The following is a 21,466-nucleotide window of genomic DNA, read 5'->3' as shown; positions in this document are numbered from 1 at the left end:
ATGAGGGGCGGCGCTAACGTAGACTATCGGTCCGAGGGCGATTTGGCCGGAATCGCCGCTGGACTTTGCAAGCAGTCGCTTGAAACATAGGCGGTGAGATGACCCACACTGGAAACGATGCAGACCTTTCCCTCCGTCTTGCCGCCGGCGCCGATGATGCGCCGGCGATTTCGGCGCCCGAAAGAACCACGCTGACGCATGGCGGACTGCGCGAATTGATCGCCACCACCGCTGCAGCGCTGCATGCGCGCGGCATCGGCCGGGGCGACAGGGTGGCCATCGTGCTGCCGAACGGGCCGGAGATGGCCACCGCCTTCGTCGCGGTGGCGGCAGCCGCCTCGACGGCGCCGCTCAATCCGGCCTATCGGGCGGACGAGCTCGATTTCTACCTGACCGACATCGGCGCCAAGGCGATCCTCGTTGCGCAGGACGAGACTGGACCGGCGGTGACGGTGGCCGAACGGCTCGGCATCGGCGTTCTCAGGCTTGTCGCCTTGCCTGACGCGCCGGCCGGAAGCTTTGCCATCGAGGGTCCTGCGATCGGGCCGCAAGCCGCGCCTGAGATGGCGCAGGATGGCGACATCGCGCTTTTGCTGCACACCTCGGGCACCACGTCGCGACCCAAGCTGGTGCCGCTCAGCCATGCCAACATCGCGGCCTCGGCCGCCCATATCGGCGCCACGCTCGGCCTGACGGCCAATGACCGCTGCCTCAACATCATGCCGCTGTTCCACATTCACGGCCTGATCGGCGCGGTGCTGTCCTCGCTGGCTGCCGGCGGCAGCATCTACTGCACGCCAGGCTTCAACGCGCTGCGCTTCTTCCAGTGGCTGAGCGACGCGCAGCCGAGCTGGTACACGGCGGTGCCGACCATGCACCAGGCAATCCTGCCCCGGGCGGCACGCAATGCCGAGGCGCTGGCGGCGGCGCGCCTGCGTTTCATCCGCTCGTCCTCGGCGTCGCTGCCAGCACAGGTGATGGCCGAACTGGAGGCGACCTTCGGCTGCCCAGTGATCGAATCCTACGGGATGACCGAGGCGGCGCACCAGATGGCCTCGAACCGGCTGCCGCCAGGGCTGCGCAAGCCGGGCAGCGTCGGCGCCGCCGCCGGACCGGAGGTGGCGGTGATGGCGCCTGATGGGCGGCTGCTCAAAGCCGGCGAAACCGGCGAGATCGTCATTCGCGGACCCAATGTCACGGCGGGCTACGAGAAGAACCCGGATGCAAACGCCACGGCGTTCGCGCATGGCTGGTTCCACACCGGCGACCAAGGCGTGCTCGACGAGGATTTCTATCTGCGCGTCACCGGCCGGCTGAAGGAGATCATCAACCGCGGCGGCGAGAAGATCTCGCCGCTGGAGGTCGACGACGTGCTGATGGATCATCCGGCGGTGGCGCAGGTCGTCACCTTCGCCATGCCGCATGAAAAGCTTGGCGAGGAGGTGGCGGCGGCGGTGGTGCTGCGCGAAGGCATGGCCGCCAACGAGAGCGATATCCGCGGCTATGCGTCAACGCGGCTCGCCGACTTCAAGGTGCCTCGCAAGATCCTGATCCTCGACGAGATCCCCAAGGGCGCCACGGGCAAGCTGCAGCGCATCGGGCTTGCCGCCAAACTCGGACTTTGACGATGAAGATCACCATCTTCGGCGCCGGCGCGATCGGCGGCTATCTCGCCGCCAAGCTCGCCATGGCCGGCCGGACCGAGCTTTCGATCGTCGCGCGAGGCGCGCATCTCGACGCGATCAAGGCAAATGGCCTGCGCCTGATCGAGGACGGGCAGGAAACCTCGGTCTCCGTCCAGGCCGCTGCCAGGGCCGAGGAGCTCGGCGCCCAGGATTATGTGGTGCTGGCGCTGAAGGCCCACTCCCTCACCCCTGCGCTCGACCAGATCGCGCCGCTGCTTGGGCCGGACACCGCCGTCGTCACCATGCAGAACGGAGTGCCGTGGTGGTATTTCCATGACGTAGGCGGACCGCTTGAAGGCACGCGGTTGAATGCGGTGGACCCCGGCGGGGCGATCTGGCAGCGGATCGGGCCACAGCGCGTCATCGGCTCGGTCGTCTATCCCGCTGTCGAGGTCGACGCGCCCGGCCTGATCCGCCATGTCGAGGGGAAACGCTTCTCGCTTGGCGAACCCTCCGGCGAGCGCAGCGAACGGGTCACGCTTCTGGCCGAGGAAATGGTCAAGGCCGGCCTGCAGGTGCCGGTTCGAGACGACATCCGCAGCGAAATCTGGGTCAAGCTGTGGGGCAATCTCTCCTTCAACCCGATCTCGGCGCTGACCGGCAGCACGCTGGCGACGATCGTTGCCGACGAGGCAACCCGCACGCTGGCCCGCACCATGATGCTGGAGGCGCAGGCGATCGGCGAAAGTCTCGGCGTGCGTTTTCCGATCGCGGTCGACCGGCGCATCAAGGGCGCCGGCGATGTCGGCGAGCACAAGACCTCGATGCTGCAGGACCTGGAGCGCGGCCGGCCGATGGAGATCGACGCGCTGGTCAGCGCGGTGCAGGAACTTGGCCGGCTAACGGACCAGCCGACACCCACCATCAATGCCGTGCTGGCGCTGGTGCGGCGGCTGGCCATCGAGCGCGGCTGCTATGCCTGAGCCGCCTGGAATAATTGCTGTCAGCCCTTCGCAGCCGGCCAGTCCTTTGCCGCCGGATTCAGAAGCCGCGCATAAGGTTCGCCGACGATGCCGCGCCGCCCGACAACTGCCGGCCAGCCCAGCCAATGCCGCCAACATGACGAATGGCATGGCCGCGATCCGGTGCCCTTGCAACCGTCGCGCTATCGTTGCCAGAACGGCTTGGCGAGCTCCGCCTCGAGCTGCCGGTCCGTCAGACCGATATCGTCGATCAGATGGGGATTGTCCTTCGCCATTTGCGCAAGCTCCCAGCGAAAGCGGATCCGCTCACGCCAGCTTCGCTGGCGCCAGCTCGCGATGATGCCGCGAAGGGTCGTCAGATGCCAACGCGACACCGGCGCCTCGCATGTTCCCGGCCGCGCCGCCTTGTGCGGGGCAAATTCAAGAATATTGGCCACGACAACCTCCATATTACTTGAGGGTCCGAAGGCCCTCGACCTGAAAGAGGCTGAATTCTGCAGGATACGGACAGCGTGGTAATTAAGCCTTCCCAAATAGTTCTCAAAAGTTCCAAACGGCTAGAGCAGTTCACCGTTCACGGAACCGGCAACCTGCTTTAACTCCTTGTTTTGACGCGATTCCCATGGGGAAAGCGCTAGGCACTTTTCCGAGAAAACCGTTTCACACCTTTCTTGGAATTGCTCTATAGATGCGGCGTATGCAGGGATCGCGCTTTGCCTTTGGTCCGTTCGTGCTTGATTCCGGTGCGGGAACGCTGCTTCGGAACGATGTGCCCGTCGCCGTCGGCTACCGCGGGCTCAAGCTGCTCGTGGCGCTCGTCGGACGGCCCGGCGACATCCTGAGCAAAGCCGAGCTGATGGACGCGGCATGGCCGGGCACGGCGGTCGAGGAAGGCAACCTCACCGTCCAGATCGCACAGCTGCGCAAGCTGCTTGGACCGGCCGGGGATGGCGGCGAATGGATCGCGACGGTTCCCCGCGTCGGCTACCGTTTCACGGGAGCCGTCGAACAGCTCGGTGACGCTAGGCGAAAACCTTTGCCGCTACCCGGCAAACCATCGATAGCCGTGTTGCCGTTCGTCAATGTCAGCAACGATCCCGAGCAGGACTCGTTCGCGGATGGGTTGACGGAAGACCTGATCACCGACCTGTCGAGGATCTCCGGCCTGTTCGTCATCGCCCGCAACTCGGTCTTTTCCTACAAGGGAAAGGCGATGGACGTGCGCCAGATCGCTGGCGATCTTGGCGTGCACTATCTGCTGGAGGGTAGCGCACGACGCGCCGCGGGGCGCGTGCGCATCAACGCGCAGCTGGTCGACGCAGTGACTGGCGATCATCTTTGGGCGGAACGCTTCGATCGCAGCCTGGAAGATATCTTTGCCGTCCAGGACGAGGTGACGGCTAAGATCGTGGAGGCGCTGCTCGGCCGGCTGCGCGCGCCGCCGCCGCGCAACCGGCCCAGAAATATGGAGGCCTACGATCTCTGCGTGCGGGCGCGCAAGCTGATGGATGATTCGCCGCAGATGGCGCAGGAAGCGCATCTGATGCTGACGCGCGCGGTCGCGCTCGATCCCGAATATGCCGAGGCCTATCGCTGGCTTGCCATGAACCATTGGATGGGATCGGTGCATTCCGGCGGACCAAGTGAATCTTCCCGCCGCATTGCCCTGGAACTGGCGCGCAAGGCCGTGGCGATCGATCCCAACGATGCGGGCTGCCGCTGGGTCCTGGCTTACCTGCTTGCCTATGAGCGCAGCTTCACCGAGGCGGATGCGGAATTCGCCAAGGCGTTCGAGCTCGACCCGAACGAGGCCGACGCCTGGGCGGCTTTGTCCGACATCGCGACGCTGGCCGGGCGGGTCGAGGAGGCCCTCGAGCATATTCGCAGGGCGTTCCGCCTGAACCCGTTTCCGTCAAGCTGGTACTATCTGACGCTCGGCGCGGCGCAATATGCGGTCCGCGATTATGAAGCCGCTGTCGAGACATTGCGCAGGGACGAGACCTATCGGACAAGCTCACGCCGTTTCCTGGCGGCAAGCCTTGCGCAACTCGGCCGGCTCGACGAAGCGCTCGCGGAGGTCGAACTGTTCCTCGTCGGCAACCCCCATTTCACGACCAGCCACTGGGCCACGACGGAGCCCTTCCGCGACGCAGCGACGCTTGAGCATTTCGTCGATGGCTTCCGCAAGGCCGGTCTTCCGGACTGACGCGCCGCAAGGCCCGCATCCTGATCACCCGCTCAATGCCCCCGCAGCTGCTTGCGGCGCCAGGCGGCGGGCGCTTCGCCGATCCGTTCGCGGAAGACCCTCGAGAAATAGGCGGGGTCGTCAAAGCCGATCTCGTAGGCGATGTCCTCGACTGTGCGCACGGTGAACAATAGCAGCCGCTTGGCCTCCAGCAATCGCCGCTCGCTGACCACCCGCTTGACGCCGGTGCCGAGCATCGCGCGAGCGGCCTTGTCGAGCAAATGCGGTGTCGTGGCCAGCGTCTCGACATAGCGGTCGACCGGCCAGTTGTCGCGGAAATGCATGTCGACGAGCCGCCGCAGGCCCAGTGCCAGCGAAGCCTCGGAAGAGGTTGTGGAGGCTGTCCCGTCAGGACCAAGGCGGGCGATGTGGGAGAGCGCGACAGCAATCAGCGCCGGCAGCATCTTGTCATTGCCGGCTTGCGCCTCGGCGTATTCGGCCGCGATCATCTCCAGCACCGCCACCAGCCTTTTCCACGCGGCATGGTGCGGCAGGCCGTCGGCAAACACCGGCCTGTCCAGCGGCAGCACGCTCTGGCCGGCAATGGCGGCGAGCGCGTCATCGGCGACCGAGACGACGATGGCGTCAGTGCCAGGGCCTATCGAGAAGCCATGCACGACATTGCTTGGCACGAAGCTGACGGCGGGCGCCGAAAAGTCCCAGGACCGGTCTTCTATGCGGTAGGTGCCGGAGCCACCGGTCCAGTAGGTGATCTGGCCCATCTGCGGATGCTTGTGCGCGGCGACCTCGCCACGATGGATGTTGCTGCGGGCAAGCACTGTCTCGACATGCAGGAAACCGACGTCGAGCGGCCGCACCGGTTCGCCGTAGACGAAGAAGTCAGGGATGGAACTCTGGCTCATGGCGCCGGAAAAAGTCCAATCGGTTTTGCGGTTCCGTCCATAACCGATCCCCGGCCGGGGCGCTATAGTCGTCACCGCAAGTGGAGGAACATCATGCGCTCAGAAGACTTCCGTGCCGACAAGCGGCGTCCGTTCACCGGGGCCGAATATCTGGCGAGCCTGCGCGACGGCCGCGAGGTGTACATCAACGGCGAACGCATCGCCGATGTCACCACGCATCCGGCGATGCGCAATTCGGCGCGGTCGCTGGCGCGCCTTTATGATGCGCTGCATGACACCAAGCAGCAAGACGCGCTGACCTCGCCGACCGACACCGGTTCGGGCGGCTACACCCACAAATATTTCCGCGTCGCCAAATCCTCCGCCGAGCTTGTCGCCCAGCAGGCAGCGATCGCCCAGTGGTCACGCATGTCCTATGGCTGGATGGGGCGCACGCCCGACTACAAGGCGGCGCTGATGAACACGCTTGGCGCCAATGCCGACTGGTATGGGCCGTTCAAGGACAACGCGCTGTCCTGGCATAGACGTGCCCAGGAAGCGGCGCTGTTCATGAACCACGCCATCGTCAATCCGCCGATCGACCGCCACAAGCCGGCCGAACAGGTGACGGACGTCTTCGTCCACATCACTGGGGAAACCGACGCCGGCATCACCGTGTCCGGCGCCAAGGTAGTGGCGACGTCCTCGGCGCTGACCCACTATAATTTCCTCGCGCAGGGCTCGGCGACGGTCACCGAGGATCCGTCGCTGTCGGTGATGTTCATCGTGCCGATGAATGCACCGGGGATAAAGATGTTCTGCCGCGTCTCCTACGAGCAGACGGCTAATACGGTGGCGGCACCCTTCGACTATCCGTTGTCGTCACGCTTCGACGAGAACGACGCGATCCTGGTGCTCGACAATGTCTTCATCCCCTGGGAGGACGTGCTGGTGCTGCGCGACGCGCAGAAAATCCTGTCGTTCCATCCGGCTTCCGGCTTCATGCACGGCTATTGCTTCCAGGGCTGCACGCGCTTCGCCGTCAAGCTCGACTTCCTCGCCGGCCTGCTGGCAAAGGCGCTGCGCGCCACCGGCGGCGACGCCTTCCGCGGCAACCAGGCAGCGCTTGGCGAGGTCATCGCGCTGCGGCATATGTTCTGGAGCTTTTCCAATGCCATGGCCTACAATCCGATCCCGTGGGCGAACGGCGCGGTCCTGCCCAACCTGGAAGCGGCCCTCGCCTACCGGACCTTCATGTCGGAAGCCTACCCGCGCGTCATCGACACCGTGCGTCGGGTGATCGCCTCGGGGCTGATCTACCTGCCGTCGTCGGTGCGCGACTTCAACAATCCCGAGATCGACAAATATCTGGCGCAATATGTGCGCGGCTCCAACGACATGGGCCACATCGAGCGCATCAAGATCATGAAGCTGTTGTGGGACGCGACCGGCACCGAGTTCGGCGGCCGCCACGCGCTCTACGAGCTCAACTATGCCGGGGCGCCGGAGGAGGTGCGGCTGCAGGTGCTGAAGGGCGCCGAACGCGGCGGGCGGCTGAAGGCGATGGAAGAGCTGGTCGACACCTGCATGGCCGACTATGACGAGAACGGCTGGACCGGCGACACCTGGTTCAATCCGCTTGCTTCGTCGGCTGAGTGAACCCGGATGGCCACGCAGATTTCGAAAGCCGATTTCCGCGACGCCATGGCGAGGGTCTGCGCGCCGGTCAACATCGTCACCACAGACGGCCCGGCCGGACGCGGCGGCTTCACCGCCACCGCCATGTGCAGCGTCTCCGACGAACCGCCGACGCTGCTGGTGTGCATGAATGGCCGCTCGACGCAGGCCGCCATGTTCCTGTCCAACCGGCGCTTCTGCGTCAACGTGCTGACCCATGACCACATGCATCTGGCGGGAAAGTTCGCCGGCGCCACCAGGGACATGGAAGCCCGCTACTCGGCGGCACGTTGGCAGACGCTGACCTCCGGTACGCCGGCGCTGTCGGATGCGATCGTCAATTTCGATTGCGAGATCGAGGACGTGCATATCGTCGGCACGCACAATGTCATGATCGGCCGCGTCATCGATGTCCGGCATGGCAGCGGCGGCTCGGCGCTGCTCTATGTCGACCGCAACTATACGCAGCCGACGCGGCTTGGCAGCTTTGGCGGCTGAGCCCGAGCGAAACTACCCGGACCGAGCGGTCAACTTTCGCCGTCGATGAGGTTTTCCAGGAGATCTAGCAACTGCTCCAACCTATCGTGGCCGAAGCGCTGTTCGATGTCGTCATAGATGACGCGACGCTCGGGCGAGAGAGCATCGATCAGGGCGGAACCGGCCGGGGCGATGGTCAGCACGACGCGGCGGCCGTCGCCTTCCGCCTTGCTACGGGTGATGAATCTGCGCCCCTCGAGTGCCTTGATGATGCGCGTCAGGCTGGGCGGCAACACCGATGCGCGATCGGCAAGCTCCGTCGCCTCTACCGGGCCGGCCTCGCTCAGCACGCGCAGCACGCGCCATTGCTGTTCGGTCACATCGTGGGCCGCGAGCATAGGACGAAACCGCGCCATCACCACTTCGCGGGCATGCAGGAGCGCCATTGGCAGGGACCGACGGGTGTTTTCAGGCAGCAAGAAAAAGAGCCTCCCACGCTGGCTTGCGATCGAAAACAGGCCTTCATTCAGCCGAATCCGCCCACCGAAAGCCCGTTTCAGCCATCCCGTATCGTTGCGCCAAGCCCGATGCAAGACTTGACTTCACGGGTGCCGCATGTAATTAACGCGTTAACTACAGCAAGGCAAGTGATTGGGGAGCGAAACGCAGTGCCGCACTTCTCCATCGAGTATTCGGCCAATCTCGATGCCAAGGTCGATATGGGCGAATTGTGCGCGCTGGTGTTGCGCACCGTGCTGGACACCGGGCTGTTCGAAACCGGCGCCGTGCGGGTGCGGGCGTTTCGCACTGATGCCTATGCGGTGGCCGACAGGCTGCCGGAAAACGCCTTCCTCGACATGTCGTTTCGCATCGGAATCGGGCGCAGCGCGGAGGAAAAGAAGCGGACCGGCGAAGCCGTCTTCGCGGCGGTGAGCGGACACCTTGCCGCGCTGTTCGCGACGCCGCATTTCGCCCTGTCGCTCGAGATCCGGGAAATCGACCCGGTGCTGAGCTGGAAGAAGAACGCAATCCACCCGCGACTGCGCGGCAAGTGACGGAAGGTGATATGTCCGACCTGCAAGGCAATCTGAAGAAGGCCGCGGCCTATCTGGCCCGGTTCAAGCGCGATGGCGTGCTGAACCAGATCGGCGGCGAAGCGGTGCCGGCGCTGGACGGCGCGACGTTCGAAACGCTGTCGCCGGTCGACCTCAAGCCGCTCGCCAAAGTCGCGCGCGGCAATGCCGCCGACATCGACCGCGCCGCCAAGGCGGCGAAGGCGGCGTTTCCGGCCTGGGCCGCGATGCCCGGCGAAGCGCGCAAGAAGCTGCTGCACAAAATCGCCGACGCGATCGAGGCACGCGCCGAGGAGATCGCCTTGGTCGAATGCATGGACACCGGCCAGGCGCTGAAGTTCATGGCCAAGGCGGCGTTGCGGGGCGCCGAGAATTTCCGCTTCTTTGCCGACCGTGCGCCCGAGGCGCGCGATGGCGAGACGCTGCGGACCACAGGCCAGGTCAATATGACCACGCGGGTGCCGATCGGCCCGGTCGGCATCATCACGCCGTGGAACACGCCGTTCATGCTGTCGACCTGGAAGATCGCGCCGGCACTGGCCGCCGGCTGCACCGTGCTTCATAAGCCGGCTGAATTTTCGCCGTTGACCGCCCGCTTGCTGGTCGAGATCGCCGAAGAGGCCGGCCTGCCCAAAGGTGTGTGGAATCTCGTCAACGGCCTTGGCGAGCATGCCGGCAAGGCGCTGACCGAGCATCCCGACATCAAGGCGATCGGCTTCGTTGGTGAGAGCCGCACCGGCTCGATGATCATGAAGCAGGGTGCCGACACTCTGAAGCGCGTGCATTTCGAGCTTGGCGGCAAGAATCCGGTGATCGTCTTCGCCGATGCCGACCTGGAGCGCGCCGCCGACGCCGCCGTCTTCATGATCTATTCGCTGAACGGCGAGCGCTGCACCTCCTCGTCACGCCTGCTGGTCGAAGCCTCGGTCTACGATAAATTCACCGATATGGTGGCCGAGAAGGCAAAGCGCATCACAATCGGCCATCCCCTGGACCCCGCAACGGTGGTCGGCCCGCTGATCCATCCGGTGCATGAGGAAAAGGTGCTCTCCTATATCGACATAGGCAAATCGGAAGGCGCGGTGGTCGCCGCCGGCGGTGGCAAGTTCGCCGGTCCGGGTGGCGGCTGCTATGTCAGCCCGACATTGTTCGTCGGCGCCACCAACAGGATGCGCATTGCCCAGGAAGAGATCTTCGGGCCGGTGCTGACCGCCATTTCCTTCAAGGACGAGGCGCATGCGCTGGCGCTCGCCAACGACACGCAATACGGCCTGACCGGCTATCTCTGGACATCGGACGTTGTCAGAGCCTTCCGCTTCACCGAAGCGCTCGATGCCGGCATGATCTGGGTCAATTCCGAGAATGTGCGCCATTTGCCGACGCCGTTCGGCGGCGTCAAGAATTCCGGCATCGGCCGCGACGGTGGCGACCATTCCTTCGACTTCTACATGGAGACGAAGAACATAGCCTTCGCCACGACCGCGCACGCGATCCAGAAACTCGGCGGCTGATCAGAGGAAATCAAATGCCCTTGCCCAAGCCCAATCTCTACCCTGAATTCAACATCGTGCGCCTCAGTCATGTCGAGCTGGCCGTGACCGACCTCGCCAGGTCCCGCGCCTTCTATGTCGACACGCTCGGCCTGCAGGTGACCGACGAGACATCGGACTCGATCTATCTCAGGGCATTGGAGGAGCGCGGGCATCATTGCATCGTGCTGAAGAAGGCCGCTACCGCCGAAGCGCGCGACCTCGGCTTCAAGCTGTTTTCCGAGGAGGATCTCGACAAGGCCGAGCACTTTTTCGAGAGAAAAGGCCTGCCGGTGGAATGGGTCGAGCGGCCCTACCAGTCACGCACCTTCAGCACCCGCGATCCGCACGGCATACCGCTCGAATTCTACGCTCAGATGGAGCGGCTGCCGCCTATCCATCAGAAATATGCGCTCTATCACGGCGTCAAGCCGCTGCGCATCGATCACTTCAATTGTTTCTCGCCCAATGTCGACGAGTCCGTCGCCTTCTACAACGAGCTCGGTTTCCGCGTCACCGAATACACCGAGGATGCTGCAACCGGAAAGCTGTGGGCGGCGTGGACGCACCGCAAGGGCGGTGTCCACGACATCGCCTTCACCAACGGCATCGGGCCGCGCCTGCATCATGTCGCCTTCTGGGTGCCGACGCCGCTCAATATCATCGACCTGCTCGATCTGATGGCGACGACCGGCTACCTGCCGAACATCGAACGCGGCCCCGGCCGGCATGGCATTTCCAATGCCTTCTTCCTCTATATCAGAGATCCGGACAATCACCGCATCGAGATCTACTGCTCGGACTACCAGACGGTCGACCCGGACCTCGAGCCGATCAAATGGGACCTCAAGGACCCGCAGCGACAGACGCTGTGGGGGGCGCCGGCACCGAAGAGCTGGTTCGAGGAAGGCAGCGTCTTCGCTGGGGTTGCGGCCCGCCAGCCGGATCTGACGGCTTCGCCGATCATCGCGCCTTGAGGGATTCTTGGTTGATGACAGCGTTCCTTCGCGCCCCCCTCTGTCCTGCCGGACATCTCCCCCTCAAGGGGGGAGATTGGATGTCACCTCTGCCTTCGCCAATTTTCAACGCTGCAAGAAGGGCGGCAGCCGTACGAACTGCCAATCTCCCCCCAAGAGGGGGAGATGTCCGGCAGGACAGAGGGGGGCGCCGTAGAGCATCAACCTCGCTCGCATTCAGTAAGACCAACGGCGGAGATGCCGCATGAGTCCCGCACGGCTGGCCACCTTCACCGTCGGCGGCAAGGCGCGCTATGGCGCGATTACCGGCAACGGCGTCGTCGACCTGTCGGCCCGCTACAGCCAGTGGCCGACGCTGCGCGAAGTGATCGAGGCCGGCGCCTTGCGGCGGCTGGCGGAAGAGGCGGACGCCTTCGCCGAAGATTTCCCGCTCGACGCCATCGGCTATGACATCCCGATCCCGTCACCGGAAAAGATCATCTGCGTCGGCGTCAACTATCCCGACCGCAACGAGGAGTACAAGGACGGCCAGGCGGCACCCTCGAATCCGTCGCTGTTCGTCCGCTTTCCCCGCTCGTTCGTCGGCCATGGCGCGCCGCTGGTGCGGCCGCCGGACTCGCCGCAGCTCGACTATGAGGGCGAGGTCGTCATCGTCATCGGCAAGGCCGGCCGGCGCATTACCGAGGCCGACGCACTCGGGCAGATCGCGGCGCTGTCGCTGTGCAACGAGGGCACCATCCGCGACTGGGTGCGGCATGCCAAGTTCAACGTCACGCAAGGCAAGAATTTCGACCGCAGCGGCTCGATTGGCCCGTGGCTGGTGCCGTTCACGGATGAGGCGCAGATCGCCGACATCGCGCTGACCACCCGTGTCAATGGCGAGCTGCGCCAGCAGGACCGCACGAGCCGGATGATCTTCTCTTTCCGCAAGATCATCGCCTATATCTCGACCTTCACCACGCTGGTGCCCGGCGATATCATCGTCACCGGCACGCCGACGGGTGCCGGCGCCCGCTTCGAACCGCCGATCTGGCTGAAGCCGGGCGATGTGATCGAAGTGGAGGCCGAAGGCATCGGCGTGCTCAAGAACGGCGTCGTAGACGAGGCAGCACCATGACCCCCGAGCAAGTGGAAGACGCCGCCACGCGGCTGTTCGAAGCCGAGCGGTCGCGCCGCCAGATCCGGTTGCTCAGCCTCGACTTTCCCGAGGCAACGATCGAGGACGCCTATCGCGTGCAGACCGCACTGGTGACGCGCAAGATCGATGCCGGGCTGAAGCCGAAGGGCTGGAAGATCGGACTGACCTCCAAGGCGATGCAATATGCGCTGGCCATCGATACGCCGGATTCGGGCGTGCTGTTCGACGACATGTTCTTTAACGACGGCGCGACGATTCCCGCCGGCCGCTTCATCCAGCCGCGCGTCGAGGCCGAGATCGCCTTCGTCATGAAGGCACCGTTGAAGGGTCCGGGCGCGACCATCTTCGACGTGCTCAACGCCACCGACTACATCACGCCGGCGCTCGAGATCCTCGACACGCGTATCGAGCGCGTCAATGCGGAGACGAAGAAGACGCGCACCTTCTTCGATACGATTTCCGACAATGCCGCCAATGCCGGCATCGTCATCGGCGGCCGGCCGCAGCGGCCCGAGGCAGCCGACATGCGCTGGATCGGCGCCATCGTCTCGCGCAATGCCGAGGTCGAGGAGACCGGGCTTGGCGCCGGCGTGCTCAACCATCCGGCGATGGGCATTGCCTGGCTGGCGGATAGGCTCGCCCGCTACGGCATGTCGATCGCGGCCGGCGAAGTGGTGCTGTCGGGATCGTTCGTGCGGCCGGTCGAGGCGCGGCCCGGCGACACCATCGTCGCCGATTTCGGCAATTCAGGCACGGTCAGCATTCACTTCGCCTGACGGGTCGGCCAGCGCCGGTCAGCCACCCTGCAGATAGGCGATCACCACATCGGCTGCGATGACAGACATGCGCATGCCGACATCCCTGGTGATGTCGCCTTCGACGCGGCTCTGCACCCAGCCGAGGAAGGCGAAGGCGCGCAACGCTGAAAACAGCGGCAGTGCTGCGATGTCCTGCGCCGTCAGTTCCCGCTCTAGCCGATAACCGTCGAGCAGGGCGGCCTCGATCAGCGGATAGATCGGCTCCTCGCGGTTCTGGTAGAGGGCGACGGCAAGATCGTACATGTGCCAGCCATAGCCGCAATCGTCGAAGTCGATGATGCGGATCGCGCCGTCATGGACGAGCACGTTCTCGCGCACCAGATCGGCATGGATGATGCCGAAATTGCGAGCGCTGCGTTCATGCTGCGACAGCGCCTTCACAGCCTTGTCCCGCGCCTGGAAAACCAGCTCGCGGCGGGAGCCGTCGAGGAATGGCGAGGTCTCGAAGCGGCCCCAGGTCGGGGCCGGGCCGAAGAAGCCGTCGAAATCCCAGGCATGGCGTGTAAAGCCGGCGGGCGGCGTCCAGGCGGCGGTGACATTGTGCATATGGGCGATGGTTCGCCCGATCGCCGTGAAGACCTGCCTTGCCTGCTCGGGCGTGTAATCCAGCGGCACGCCGCGCGCCCCGAGCGCGCGGCCTTCCAGCCAGCCGAGGCTATCGACCTGGCGCGGCGGCCCCGATGTGCCGGTATCGACCGGCACGAACAGGTCGCCGCTCAGCGCCGCCACCGGAGACGGCGTGGCGATGCCGGCCGATTGCAGGAAGGACATCCATTGCAGTTCCGAGCGCAGCGCGGCGTCTGAATGGTAGCCAAGCCGGTGAACTCGCATGGCTGCCGGTTGCCCATCGGGCAAGCGGACCCGAAACACCGCGTTCTCGCGGTATTTCAGCAGTTCCGGCGCGCCGTCGCGGATGCCCCAATGGGCGAGCGCGCGCCGCGCCAGTTCGGTGACGGTGGCGGCATCTTCCGGTTCGGACGGTACGGAAACAGCGTTCACGCCGGCACTCCGCCGACTTCGCCAAGCACCTCGTCGAGTGTGCCGATCAGGAAGGCGGCATCGTCGCGGGAAAACGGCATGGGCGGGCGGATCTTCAGCACATTGCCGTGGATGCCGGTCTTGCCCATCAGCACGCCGCGATGGCGCATCCGGTTGGCGACTTGCTCGGCAATGCCTGATGCCGGCTCGCGCGTCTTGCGGTCGCGGACCAGTTCGGCACCGAAAAACAGCCCGGCGCCCCTGACCTCGCCGATGCATTCGTGGCGATCAGCCAGCGGGCGCAGCAGGCCCTGTGCATAGGCACCGACGTCGCGCGCATTGGCGACGAGATCTTCCTGCTCCAGAACATCGAGAACGGCATTCGCCACCGCAGAGGAAACCGGGTTGCCGCCAAAGGTGTTGAAGTAGCGGAAAGCGTCGCGAAAGGTCGCCAGGATGTCCCTGGTGGTGGCCACGGCGGCGACCGGGTGGCCGTTGCCCATCGGCTTGCCCATGGTGACGATGTCGGGAACGAAGCCGACGCGCTGATGGCCCCAGAAATGGCTGCCGGTGCGGCCGAATCCGGGCTGCACCTCGTCGGCGATGACCAGGCCGCCGGCTTCGCGCACCGCACGCAGCGCGCCGTCGAAGAATCCCGACGGCAGCGCCGGGAAACCCTCATTGGCCAGCAGCGGACACAGGATGATGCCGGACAGGCCTATGCCGTCTTGTTCCAGCGAAGCGATTGCTTCGCGCACCGCGTCGCCAAAAGCCTTGCCGTTGGCCATCGCCTCCGGATGGCGATAGCTGTCGGGGGCTGGCAGCAGCCTGACATGGCGTGCACGGCCGCCGATCGGCGGCATGCGCGTGCTGAGCTGCGAAACGGCGGAGGTGTTGCCGTGATAGGTGGCGTCGGTGGCGATGATGCCCATGCGGCCGGTGGCGGCCTGCGCCATGCGCAGCGCGATGTCGTTGGCCTCGCTGCCGGTGCAAGTCAGGATGGCGGTGGACAGGCTGGCGTCGAAGGTCGCGGTCAGCCGCTCGACATAGTCTAGAATGGTGGTGTGCAAATAGCGGGTGTGGGTGTTGAGCAGGCTTGCCTGCCGGCACAGGGCCTCGACCACATGCGGATGGCAATGGCCGACATGGGCGACGTTGTTGTAGGCATCGAGATATTTGCGGCCGTCGGCGTCATAGAGCCAGACGCCTTCGCCGCGCACCAGATGCACGGGCTCATCGTAGAACAATTGCGATTTCGCGCCGAGCAGGCGGGAGCGCCGGCTAACCAGCGCCTCCTCATTTTGCTGCCCCACTTTTTCCTGCGAATAGGCCATTTGCGTACCGAAACTCCGTTGTAGCAGCGTCAGACCTTAGACAGGCCTGCATCCAGCGCTTCGCCGATTTTCACAACGTCGGCGGCACTGATGATCAGCGGCGGCGACAGGATGATGTTGTTGCCGGAGACGCGCAGCATGACGCCGGCTTCGTAAGCCGCCTCCGAAACCACGGCCATGGTCTTCTTGTCGGCCGGCTTCTTGGTGGCGCGATCCGAGACCAGTTCGAGCGCCGCCATCAGGCCCTTGTACCTGACATCGCCGACGATGGCGTGCCTGGCCTTCAGCCCTTCCAGCACGGCTGCCAGTTCGATGCCCCGCGCCGCCGCGTTCTCGTCCAGGCGAAGCCGTTTCGTTTCGGCAAGCGCTGCCAGCCCCGCGGCGCAGCCGACCGGGTGGCCGGAATAGGTATAGCCGTGGCCGATCGAGCCGAAGCTGGTCTTGTCGGCTTCAAAGACCTCAGCAACCTTTCCGCCGATCAGGGTGGCGCCGAGCGGGAAATAGCCGGAGGTGATCGCCTTGGCGATGGTCATGAAATCCGGCTTCACGCCCGATAGCCTGGAGCCCGACCATGCGCCCGCGCGGCCGAAGCCAGTCACCACCTCGTCGGCGATCAAAAGGATCTCGTGATGGTCACAGATCTCGCGCACCAGCGGCATGAAGATCTCATGCGGAACGATGACGCCCCCGGCGCCGAGAACCGGCTCCATGATGAAAGCGGCGATGGTGTCGCCGCCCTGGAAGGCTATCTCGTCCTCAAGCGCCTTGGCGCACAGTTTCGCCAGCCGGGCCGGGTCGGTTTCGTCGAACGGGTTGCGGAAGGTCCACGGCGCCGGGATATGGAAGACACCCGGCAGCAGCGGCTCGTAGTTGCGACGGAAATTGGCGTTGCCGTTGACCGACGCGCCGCCGAAATGCGTGCCGTGGTAGCCCTTCTTCAGGGCGAGGAACTTTGTGCGGTCGCCTTGGCCGCGGATCTTCCAGTATTGGCGGGCCAGCCGCAGCGCGGTTTCGACCGAGTCCGAGCCACCCGAGGTGAAGAAGGTCCGCACCATGCCCTCCGGCTCGAACCATTCGCTGAGTTCATAGGCGAGTTCGATCGACGGTCCGGTCGAGGTGCCGCGGAAGCCGGAATAATAGGGCAGCGCACTGAGCTGGTCGGCGATCGCCTTTTTGATCGGGTCGCAGCTGTAGCCGAGATTGACGTTCCACAGGCCGCCAACCGCATCGAGCACGCTCCTGCCATCGATGTCGGTGACGGTGACGCCCTGACCTTTCATGATGATCTTCGGCGGATTGGCCCGCATCTCAGCCGGATGCGCCATCGGATGCCAGATCGGCTTGGCGTTTGTCTCGGTGAGGAAATTGATGTCGCGCATGGCAGGCTCCGCAAATGGTCTAGGCAGCTGGGACGAGGTCGAAATGGCCGAGGGCTTCCGCATAGGAAAGTGCCGGCCGCGCAACGTCGAAATGAACGGTGCGCATGCCTGCGGCCCGGCCGCCATCGACATTGCGCTGCTGGTCGTCGACGAAGACGCAGGCGCTGGCAGGCAGGCCGAGCGCCTCGGTGACGAAGGCATAGGCGCGAGGGTCGGGCTTGAGGATGCCGGTGTAGGTGGCGTCGACGATTGTGTCGAACAGGCCGAGCAGCGGCAGCCGCCGGCGGAAGTCGGCGCCGTAGAAGAGGTCGAGCTCGTTGGACAGGATCGCCAGCCGAAAGCCCGCCGCATGGAGGGCGCGGATGGCGCTGTCGGCCTCGGGCCGCACCACCTTTTCGGGCTCGGCGCCACGCGCACGCCCGACGAAGATCTCCATCGCCTGCCAATCCTCGCCGACGAGCCGTCCAACCTCGCTTGTGCGGGTGCGCCAATAGTCGCGCTCGCTGATCTCGTCGGCCTGCATCGCGCGCCAGAGCGGATCGCTATCCGGATCGAACGGCCCGCGCCATTGCAGCGTTCCCTCGATGAGGCCGAGCGCCTGTTCGGTCAAGGCATGCGTCTCGAACAGTGTCCGGGTGACGACACCGCCGAAATCCAGGACCAGCGCCTGGGCCAAAGGAACGCTCACGCGGCCACTCCATTGACAGGTATGCCGCGTGGAACGATGCCTTCCTCGACCCATCGGTCGAAGATCTCGAGCGCCTTGCCGACGAAGTCGTCGCTGTTGATGTGGGCGTCGATCTCGTGGAACTCTACGCCAGCAGGCATGGCCTTGCGCATTTCATCGACGAAGGCGGCGAGAGCCTCCGGTTCGTAGAGCGGCTCGCCCTGCATGTCCCACTCCTGGATGCCGCCGCACGGCAGAATGAAGGCGGAGCGTCCTTTCGCGGCGCAGAGCTTGGCGGCGATGGTTCTGGCGACCTGGCGGCGGTCTTCGGCATCGACGGTGACCGAACCGATCAGCCTGTTGTGAGCGTGGAAGGGGCGTTGGATAAACTTAGCCGGCAAATTCTGCCAGGTCGGCAGATCGACCATGTCGACCGCGCCGGGCGCCGCGATCTGCGGAATGCCTCGGGCGCCGGCATTCTCCAGCCGGTCGATGCCGGAACTGACGACAGAGCCGGCGAGATGGTTGGTGATTTCCTGCAGGCTGAAGTCGAACACCGCGCAGAAATGGCCTTGTCCGGCAATCGATTCGAAGGCCCGGCCGCCCATTCCGGTGGTGTGGAAGACGGCGACATCATAGCCGCGCTGCTCCAGTGCCGGTTTCAGCGTCTTCATGTAGCGCAGGCAGCTGCTGCCGAGCGAGGTCATGCCGATGGTTGGGCCGATGGCGGGAGCCGCCGCGCGCGACGCCAGCATGATCATCGCCGCGCCGACGACCGCGCCGCAGGCCTGCGAGAGGACCGCCTTGCAGATGCTGTTGAGGCCGTAAAGCCCGCCCGCCCAGAGGATCATCATCAGGTCGGGCGCGACACGTTCGGGCGGGATGAGATGCGAATAGGCGATGGTCGAGACGACGAATTTCGGCACGCCGAGCGGCAGGCAAAGCGCGACGTCGAGCGCCAGGTCGGTTCCCATCGAGCCGCCGATGGCGATAAAGCCGTCGATCTCGCCGGTTTGATAAAGCTTGCGCGCCAGTTGCACGGCGCCGCCGGCCATCAGCGTCATGGCGGTGTTTTCGTCGCCGCTCGAAACGATCTCGGCTATCGTCACATCCACGGCGCGGGCAACGGCATGCTTGTCGTGATCCGGACTGTAGGGCGGGTCGCCCAGCACGCTGACATCCATCATCACGGCGCGGCCACCCGATGCCTCGATGCACTGCTTCATGAAGCCGAGCTCGTCGGCCTTGGTGTCGCCGGTGCCGATGACCAGGATGCGGGGCATTGTTGCCGTCTCTGCCGACATCACGCCTGCCTCCTCAGGGTTTGCAGGTTTTCGCCATTGAGGCGCATCGAAATCTCCCGTGCCGCGGCCATCACCGCAAGCCCCCGTTCCGGGAGCGCCGCCGGCGTCGTCCTGGCCTTGGGCGCGGCCACTGCGATGGTGCCGAGCGCAAAGCCGTCCGCCGCGCGGATTGCCGCCGCAACGCTGATCACGCCTTCCTCGAAACCCTGATCGCAGATCGAATAGCCGCGATCGCGCGTCTCGCCGATCGATGTGGAAATGGCGGCCGGCTCGATCAGCGTATGCGCCGTGAAGGCCTTGAGGGAACCCGTCAGGCATGCCTTGACGGTCTCGTCCCGGGCGAAGGCCAGATAGGCGATGCCGGAGGCGGTCGAATGCAGGGGCAGAAGCTGGCCGATATCGATATTGACCCGGTTTGCCCAGGCCGGATGTTCGACATGGACGGTGACCAGCGCATCGACGCCGAATTCCGACAGATGCACGGTCTCGGCCGTGGACGCCGCGAGCTCCCGCACCAGGGGAACCGCCGTCTGCAGGAAGGGAAAGCGTGCCTCTCGGATACGCGCCAGACGCGACAGGCCGGCGCCGAGACGATAGCGCCGCGTGGCGGCATCCTGCTCGACGAAGCCATGGCCGGTCAACGCCAGTAGCAGCCGTCGCGTCGTCGCCTTGTCGAAGCCCGACCGGCGCGCCAGATCGGACAGCCCGAGTTCGGGCTCGTCGACGGTGAACAGCTCCAGAAGTGAGATCGCCTTGCCGACCGTACCCATTCCGCTCCCTCGGCTAATCATTTAACGTGTGAATTAACTTGACAGGCATCGGCTTTGTTTGCAAGTCTATATTCAAAATAAGGGTTCAAATAATGAACCGACATCCAGAGCACATGGGACAGGCCGATTGGCCGGCGAACCCAAGGGTTCGTACACAGGAGGGACCAATGTCAGCAGTTACGGAGCAGGCGCCGGCCAACAGGCTGCGCAAGAACAGTCTTGGTGTCGGCGCCATCACCTTCATGGTGATTTCGGCGGCGGCCCCTCTTACCGCGGTGGCCGGCGGCACGCCGCTCGGCATGCTGATGGGCAACGGTGCCGGCTTTGCCGGCACCTATCTCATCGTGACCATCCTGCTGCTGTTGTTCGCGGTCGGTTATGTGACGATGTCGCGCCATGTCGGCAATGCCGGCGCCTTCTACGCCTATGCGGCGCGCGGGCTCGGCGGCCTGGCCGGCGGCGCCACGGCGCTGATCGCGATCCTGTCCTACAATGCCATGCAGATCGGCGTCATGGGCCTGCTCGGCGCGGCGACCGCCGGATTGTTTGCCGGCTGGGGCATCAATTTGCCCTGGTGGGTATGGAGTTTCATCGCCATCGCGCTGGTCGCCGTGCTCGGGTATCGCCAGGTCGACCTGTCGGCCAAGATCCTGACTGTGCTGGTGCTGTGCGAATATCTGGTGGTGCTGATCCTCGACATCGCCATCCTCAGGACCGGTGGCGATAGCGGTCTATCGGCGGCGCCGTTCAGCTGGACCCAGATCACATCAGGCGCGCCGGCCATCGCCATCCTGTTCTGCTTTGCCGCCTTCATCGGTTTCGAGGCGACGACCATCTATGCCGAGGAAGCCCGAGACCCGGAGGTCACGGTTCCGCGTGCCACCTATTTCTCCGTCCTGCTGATCGGCGTCTTCTACATGGTCACGGCATGGCTGATGGCCGTCGGCGCCGGTGTCGACAAGCTGCTGCCGGCGCTGCAGGGGCTGCAGGACCCGACGACCTTCCTGTTCGGCCTGTCCGATCGTTACGCCGGGACGATGCTGTCGCATGCGATGAGCATCCTGTTCGTGTCGAGCCTGTTTGCCGGCGTGCTGGCGTTCCACAATGCGGTTGCCCGCTACATCTACGTCTCGGGCCGTGAAAAGCTTCTGCCGCAGACGATCGGTGTGACGCATTCGCTGCACCAGAGCCCGCATGTCGCCTCGGTCATCCAGAGCGTGCTGGCGGCAATCGTCGTCGGGCTGTTCGCCGTGCTTGGCCTCGATCCGGTGCTGGCGCTGTTTTCGTGGCTGACCAATGTCGCGACGCTCGGCGTCATCGTCATGATGGCGGTGGCATCGCTGGCCGTGGTGATGTTCTTCCGCGCCAATCCGGCCGCCCGGGAGAACGCGCTGAAGACCACCATCCTGCCCGGGCTGACCTTCATCGCCTTCGTCGTCATCATCTACCTGATCGTCATCAATTTCGGCAGCCTGTCGGGCGCCGGCGGCTTCCTCGGCGTGTTCCTGCCGGGATTGGTGCTGATTGCCGCTGTTGTCGGACTGGTGCTGGCGAGCGCGCTGAAGAGCCGCGATCCGGTCGCCTTCGAAAATCTCGGCCAGCCGTTGAAGGATTGAGCGAAGCTAGAGGGCGACGTATCGCGTCGCCCTC

General features: G+C 64.8%; 20 protein-coding genes. 11 read left to right on the top strand and 9 right to left on the bottom strand.

Features of this window, described 5'->3' with window-relative positions:
- Nucleotides 1-98: 98 nt before the first annotated feature.
- Nucleotides 99-1,625, top strand: a complete 1,527-nt coding sequence (locus HNQ71_RS12795) for an acyl--CoA ligase (protein WP_184872914.1) — start codon at nt 99-101, stop codon at nt 1,623-1,625.
- Between the two features lie 2 nt (nt 1,626-1,627).
- Nucleotides 1,628-2,608 carry a 2-dehydropantoate 2-reductase gene (locus tag HNQ71_RS12790; RefSeq protein WP_184872913.1) on the top strand — a complete coding sequence of 327 codons (981 nt, stop codon included), beginning with the start codon at nt 1,628-1,630 and terminating at the stop codon, nt 2,606-2,608.
- Nucleotides 2,609-2,790: 182 nt separating this feature from the next.
- Here HNQ71_RS12790 and HNQ71_RS12785 read toward each other — a convergent pair whose 3' ends face one another.
- On the bottom strand, nt 2,791-3,057 hold the full coding sequence (locus HNQ71_RS12785; RefSeq protein WP_246461489.1) for a DUF1127 domain-containing protein: 267 nt from the start codon (nt 3,055-3,057) through the stop codon (nt 2,791-2,793).
- A 239-nt stretch (nt 3,058-3,296) separates the two neighbouring features.
- Here HNQ71_RS12785 and HNQ71_RS12780 point away from each other — a divergent pair, with 239 nt between their 5' ends.
- On the top strand, nt 3,297-4,814 hold the full coding sequence (locus HNQ71_RS12780) for a winged helix-turn-helix domain-containing tetratricopeptide repeat protein (RefSeq protein WP_184872912.1): 1,518 nt from the start codon (nt 3,297-3,299) through the stop codon (nt 4,812-4,814).
- Nucleotides 4,815-4,846: 32 nt separating this feature from the next.
- On the opposite strand, the gene HNQ71_RS12775 is transcribed toward HNQ71_RS12780, so the two are convergent.
- Nucleotides 4,847-5,716 (bottom strand): helix-turn-helix domain-containing protein, encoded by an 870-nt coding sequence (locus tag HNQ71_RS12775; protein WP_184872911.1) that lies wholly within the window; start codon nt 5,714-5,716, stop codon nt 4,847-4,849.
- A gap of 93 nt (nt 5,717-5,809) precedes the next feature.
- On the opposite strand from HNQ71_RS12775, the gene HNQ71_RS12770 reads away from it, so the two are divergent.
- Nucleotides 5,810-7,354 carry a 4-hydroxyphenylacetate 3-hydroxylase N-terminal domain-containing protein gene (locus HNQ71_RS12770; RefSeq protein ID WP_184872910.1) on the top strand — a complete coding sequence of 515 codons (1,545 nt, stop codon included), beginning with the start codon at nt 5,810-5,812 and terminating at the stop codon, nt 7,352-7,354.
- Between the two features lie 6 nt (nt 7,355-7,360).
- Nucleotides 7,361-7,870, top strand: a complete 510-nt coding sequence (locus HNQ71_RS12765) for a flavin reductase (RefSeq protein ID WP_095083603.1) — start codon at nt 7,361-7,363, stop codon at nt 7,868-7,870.
- Nucleotides 7,871-7,899: 29 nt separating this feature from the next.
- Here HNQ71_RS12765 and hpaR read toward each other — a convergent pair whose 3' ends face one another.
- On the bottom strand, nt 7,900-8,295 hold the full coding sequence (gene hpaR / locus HNQ71_RS12760; RefSeq protein ID WP_246461487.1) for a homoprotocatechuate degradation operon regulator HpaR: 396 nt from the start codon (nt 8,293-8,295) through the stop codon (nt 7,900-7,902).
- Nucleotides 8,296-8,517: 222 nt separating this feature from the next.
- On the opposite strand from hpaR, the gene HNQ71_RS12755 reads away from it, so the two are divergent.
- From HNQ71_RS12755 to hpaH, 5 genes are all read left to right on the top strand, one after another.
- Entirely contained in the window at nt 8,518-8,904 is a 387-nt protein-coding gene (locus HNQ71_RS12755; protein WP_184872908.1) for a 5-carboxymethyl-2-hydroxymuconate Delta-isomerase, read from the top strand.
- A gap of 11 nt (nt 8,905-8,915) precedes the next feature.
- Nucleotides 8,916-10,433, top strand: coding sequence for a 5-carboxymethyl-2-hydroxymuconate semialdehyde dehydrogenase (hpaE, locus tag HNQ71_RS12750; protein WP_184872907.1), 1,518 nt, complete (start codon nt 8,916-8,918; stop codon nt 10,431-10,433).
- 14 nt (nt 10,434-10,447) lie between these two features.
- Nucleotides 10,448-11,428 carry a 3,4-dihydroxyphenylacetate 2,3-dioxygenase gene (gene hpaD / locus HNQ71_RS12745; RefSeq protein ID WP_184872906.1) on the top strand — a complete coding sequence of 327 codons (981 nt, stop codon included), beginning with the start codon at nt 10,448-10,450 and terminating at the stop codon, nt 11,426-11,428.
- Between the two features lie 244 nt (nt 11,429-11,672).
- On the top strand, nt 11,673-12,545 hold the full coding sequence (locus HNQ71_RS12740) for a fumarylacetoacetate hydrolase family protein (RefSeq protein WP_184872905.1): 873 nt from the start codon (nt 11,673-11,675) through the stop codon (nt 12,543-12,545).
- Nucleotides 12,542-13,342, top strand: coding sequence for a 2-oxo-hept-4-ene-1,7-dioate hydratase (gene hpaH / locus HNQ71_RS12735; RefSeq protein ID WP_184872904.1), 801 nt, complete (start codon nt 12,542-12,544; stop codon nt 13,340-13,342). Before HNQ71_RS12740 ends, hpaH begins: the two co-directional genes overlap by 4 nt.
- 18 nt (nt 13,343-13,360) lie before the next feature.
- Here hpaH and HNQ71_RS12730 read toward each other — a convergent pair whose 3' ends face one another.
- From HNQ71_RS12730 to HNQ71_RS12705, 6 genes are read right to left on the bottom strand one after another with little or no spacing between them, the layout of a single operon-like run.
- Nucleotides 13,361-14,383: a phosphotransferase gene (locus HNQ71_RS12730; protein ID WP_184872903.1), complete on the bottom strand. Its 1,023-nt coding sequence runs from the start codon at nt 14,381-14,383 to the stop codon at nt 13,361-13,363.
- On the bottom strand, nt 14,380-15,696 hold the full coding sequence (locus HNQ71_RS12725) for an aminotransferase class III-fold pyridoxal phosphate-dependent enzyme (protein WP_184872902.1): 1,317 nt from the start codon (nt 15,694-15,696) through the stop codon (nt 14,380-14,382). The genes HNQ71_RS12730 and HNQ71_RS12725 overlap by 4 nt, the downstream gene beginning before the upstream one ends.
- A gap of 29 nt (nt 15,697-15,725) precedes the next feature.
- On the bottom strand, nt 15,726-17,075 hold the full coding sequence (locus tag HNQ71_RS12720; protein WP_184872901.1) for an aminotransferase class III-fold pyridoxal phosphate-dependent enzyme: 1,350 nt from the start codon (nt 17,073-17,075) through the stop codon (nt 15,726-15,728).
- Between the two features lie 19 nt (nt 17,076-17,094).
- On the bottom strand, nt 17,095-17,751 hold the full coding sequence (locus tag HNQ71_RS12715) for an HAD family hydrolase (RefSeq protein ID WP_210333911.1): 657 nt from the start codon (nt 17,749-17,751) through the stop codon (nt 17,095-17,097).
- An 8-nt stretch (nt 17,752-17,759) separates the two neighbouring features.
- On the bottom strand, nt 17,760-19,046 hold the full coding sequence (locus tag HNQ71_RS12710) for a Tm-1-like ATP-binding domain-containing protein (RefSeq protein WP_184872899.1): 1,287 nt from the start codon (nt 19,044-19,046) through the stop codon (nt 17,760-17,762).
- Entirely contained in the window at nt 19,046-19,816 is a 771-nt protein-coding gene (locus HNQ71_RS12705; protein WP_184872898.1) for an IclR family transcriptional regulator, read from the bottom strand. Before HNQ71_RS12705 ends, HNQ71_RS12710 begins: the two co-directional genes overlap by 1 nt.
- A gap of 167 nt (nt 19,817-19,983) precedes the next feature.
- Between HNQ71_RS12705 and HNQ71_RS12700 the strand changes: the two genes are divergently transcribed.
- Complete coding sequence (locus HNQ71_RS12700; protein ID WP_184872897.1) at nt 19,984-21,432, top strand: APC family permease; 1,449 nt, start codon at nt 19,984-19,986, stop codon at nt 21,430-21,432.
- Nucleotides 21,433-21,466: the final 34 nt, after the last annotated feature.

Origin of the sequence: Mesorhizobium sangaii (assembly GCF_014207355.1) — a bacterium.
GTDB lineage: Bacteria > Pseudomonadota > Alphaproteobacteria > Rhizobiales > Rhizobiaceae > Mesorhizobium > Mesorhizobium sangaii.
Note: the sequence above shows the minus strand (reverse complement) of the source record. Positions and strands in the feature narration are given on the sequence as shown.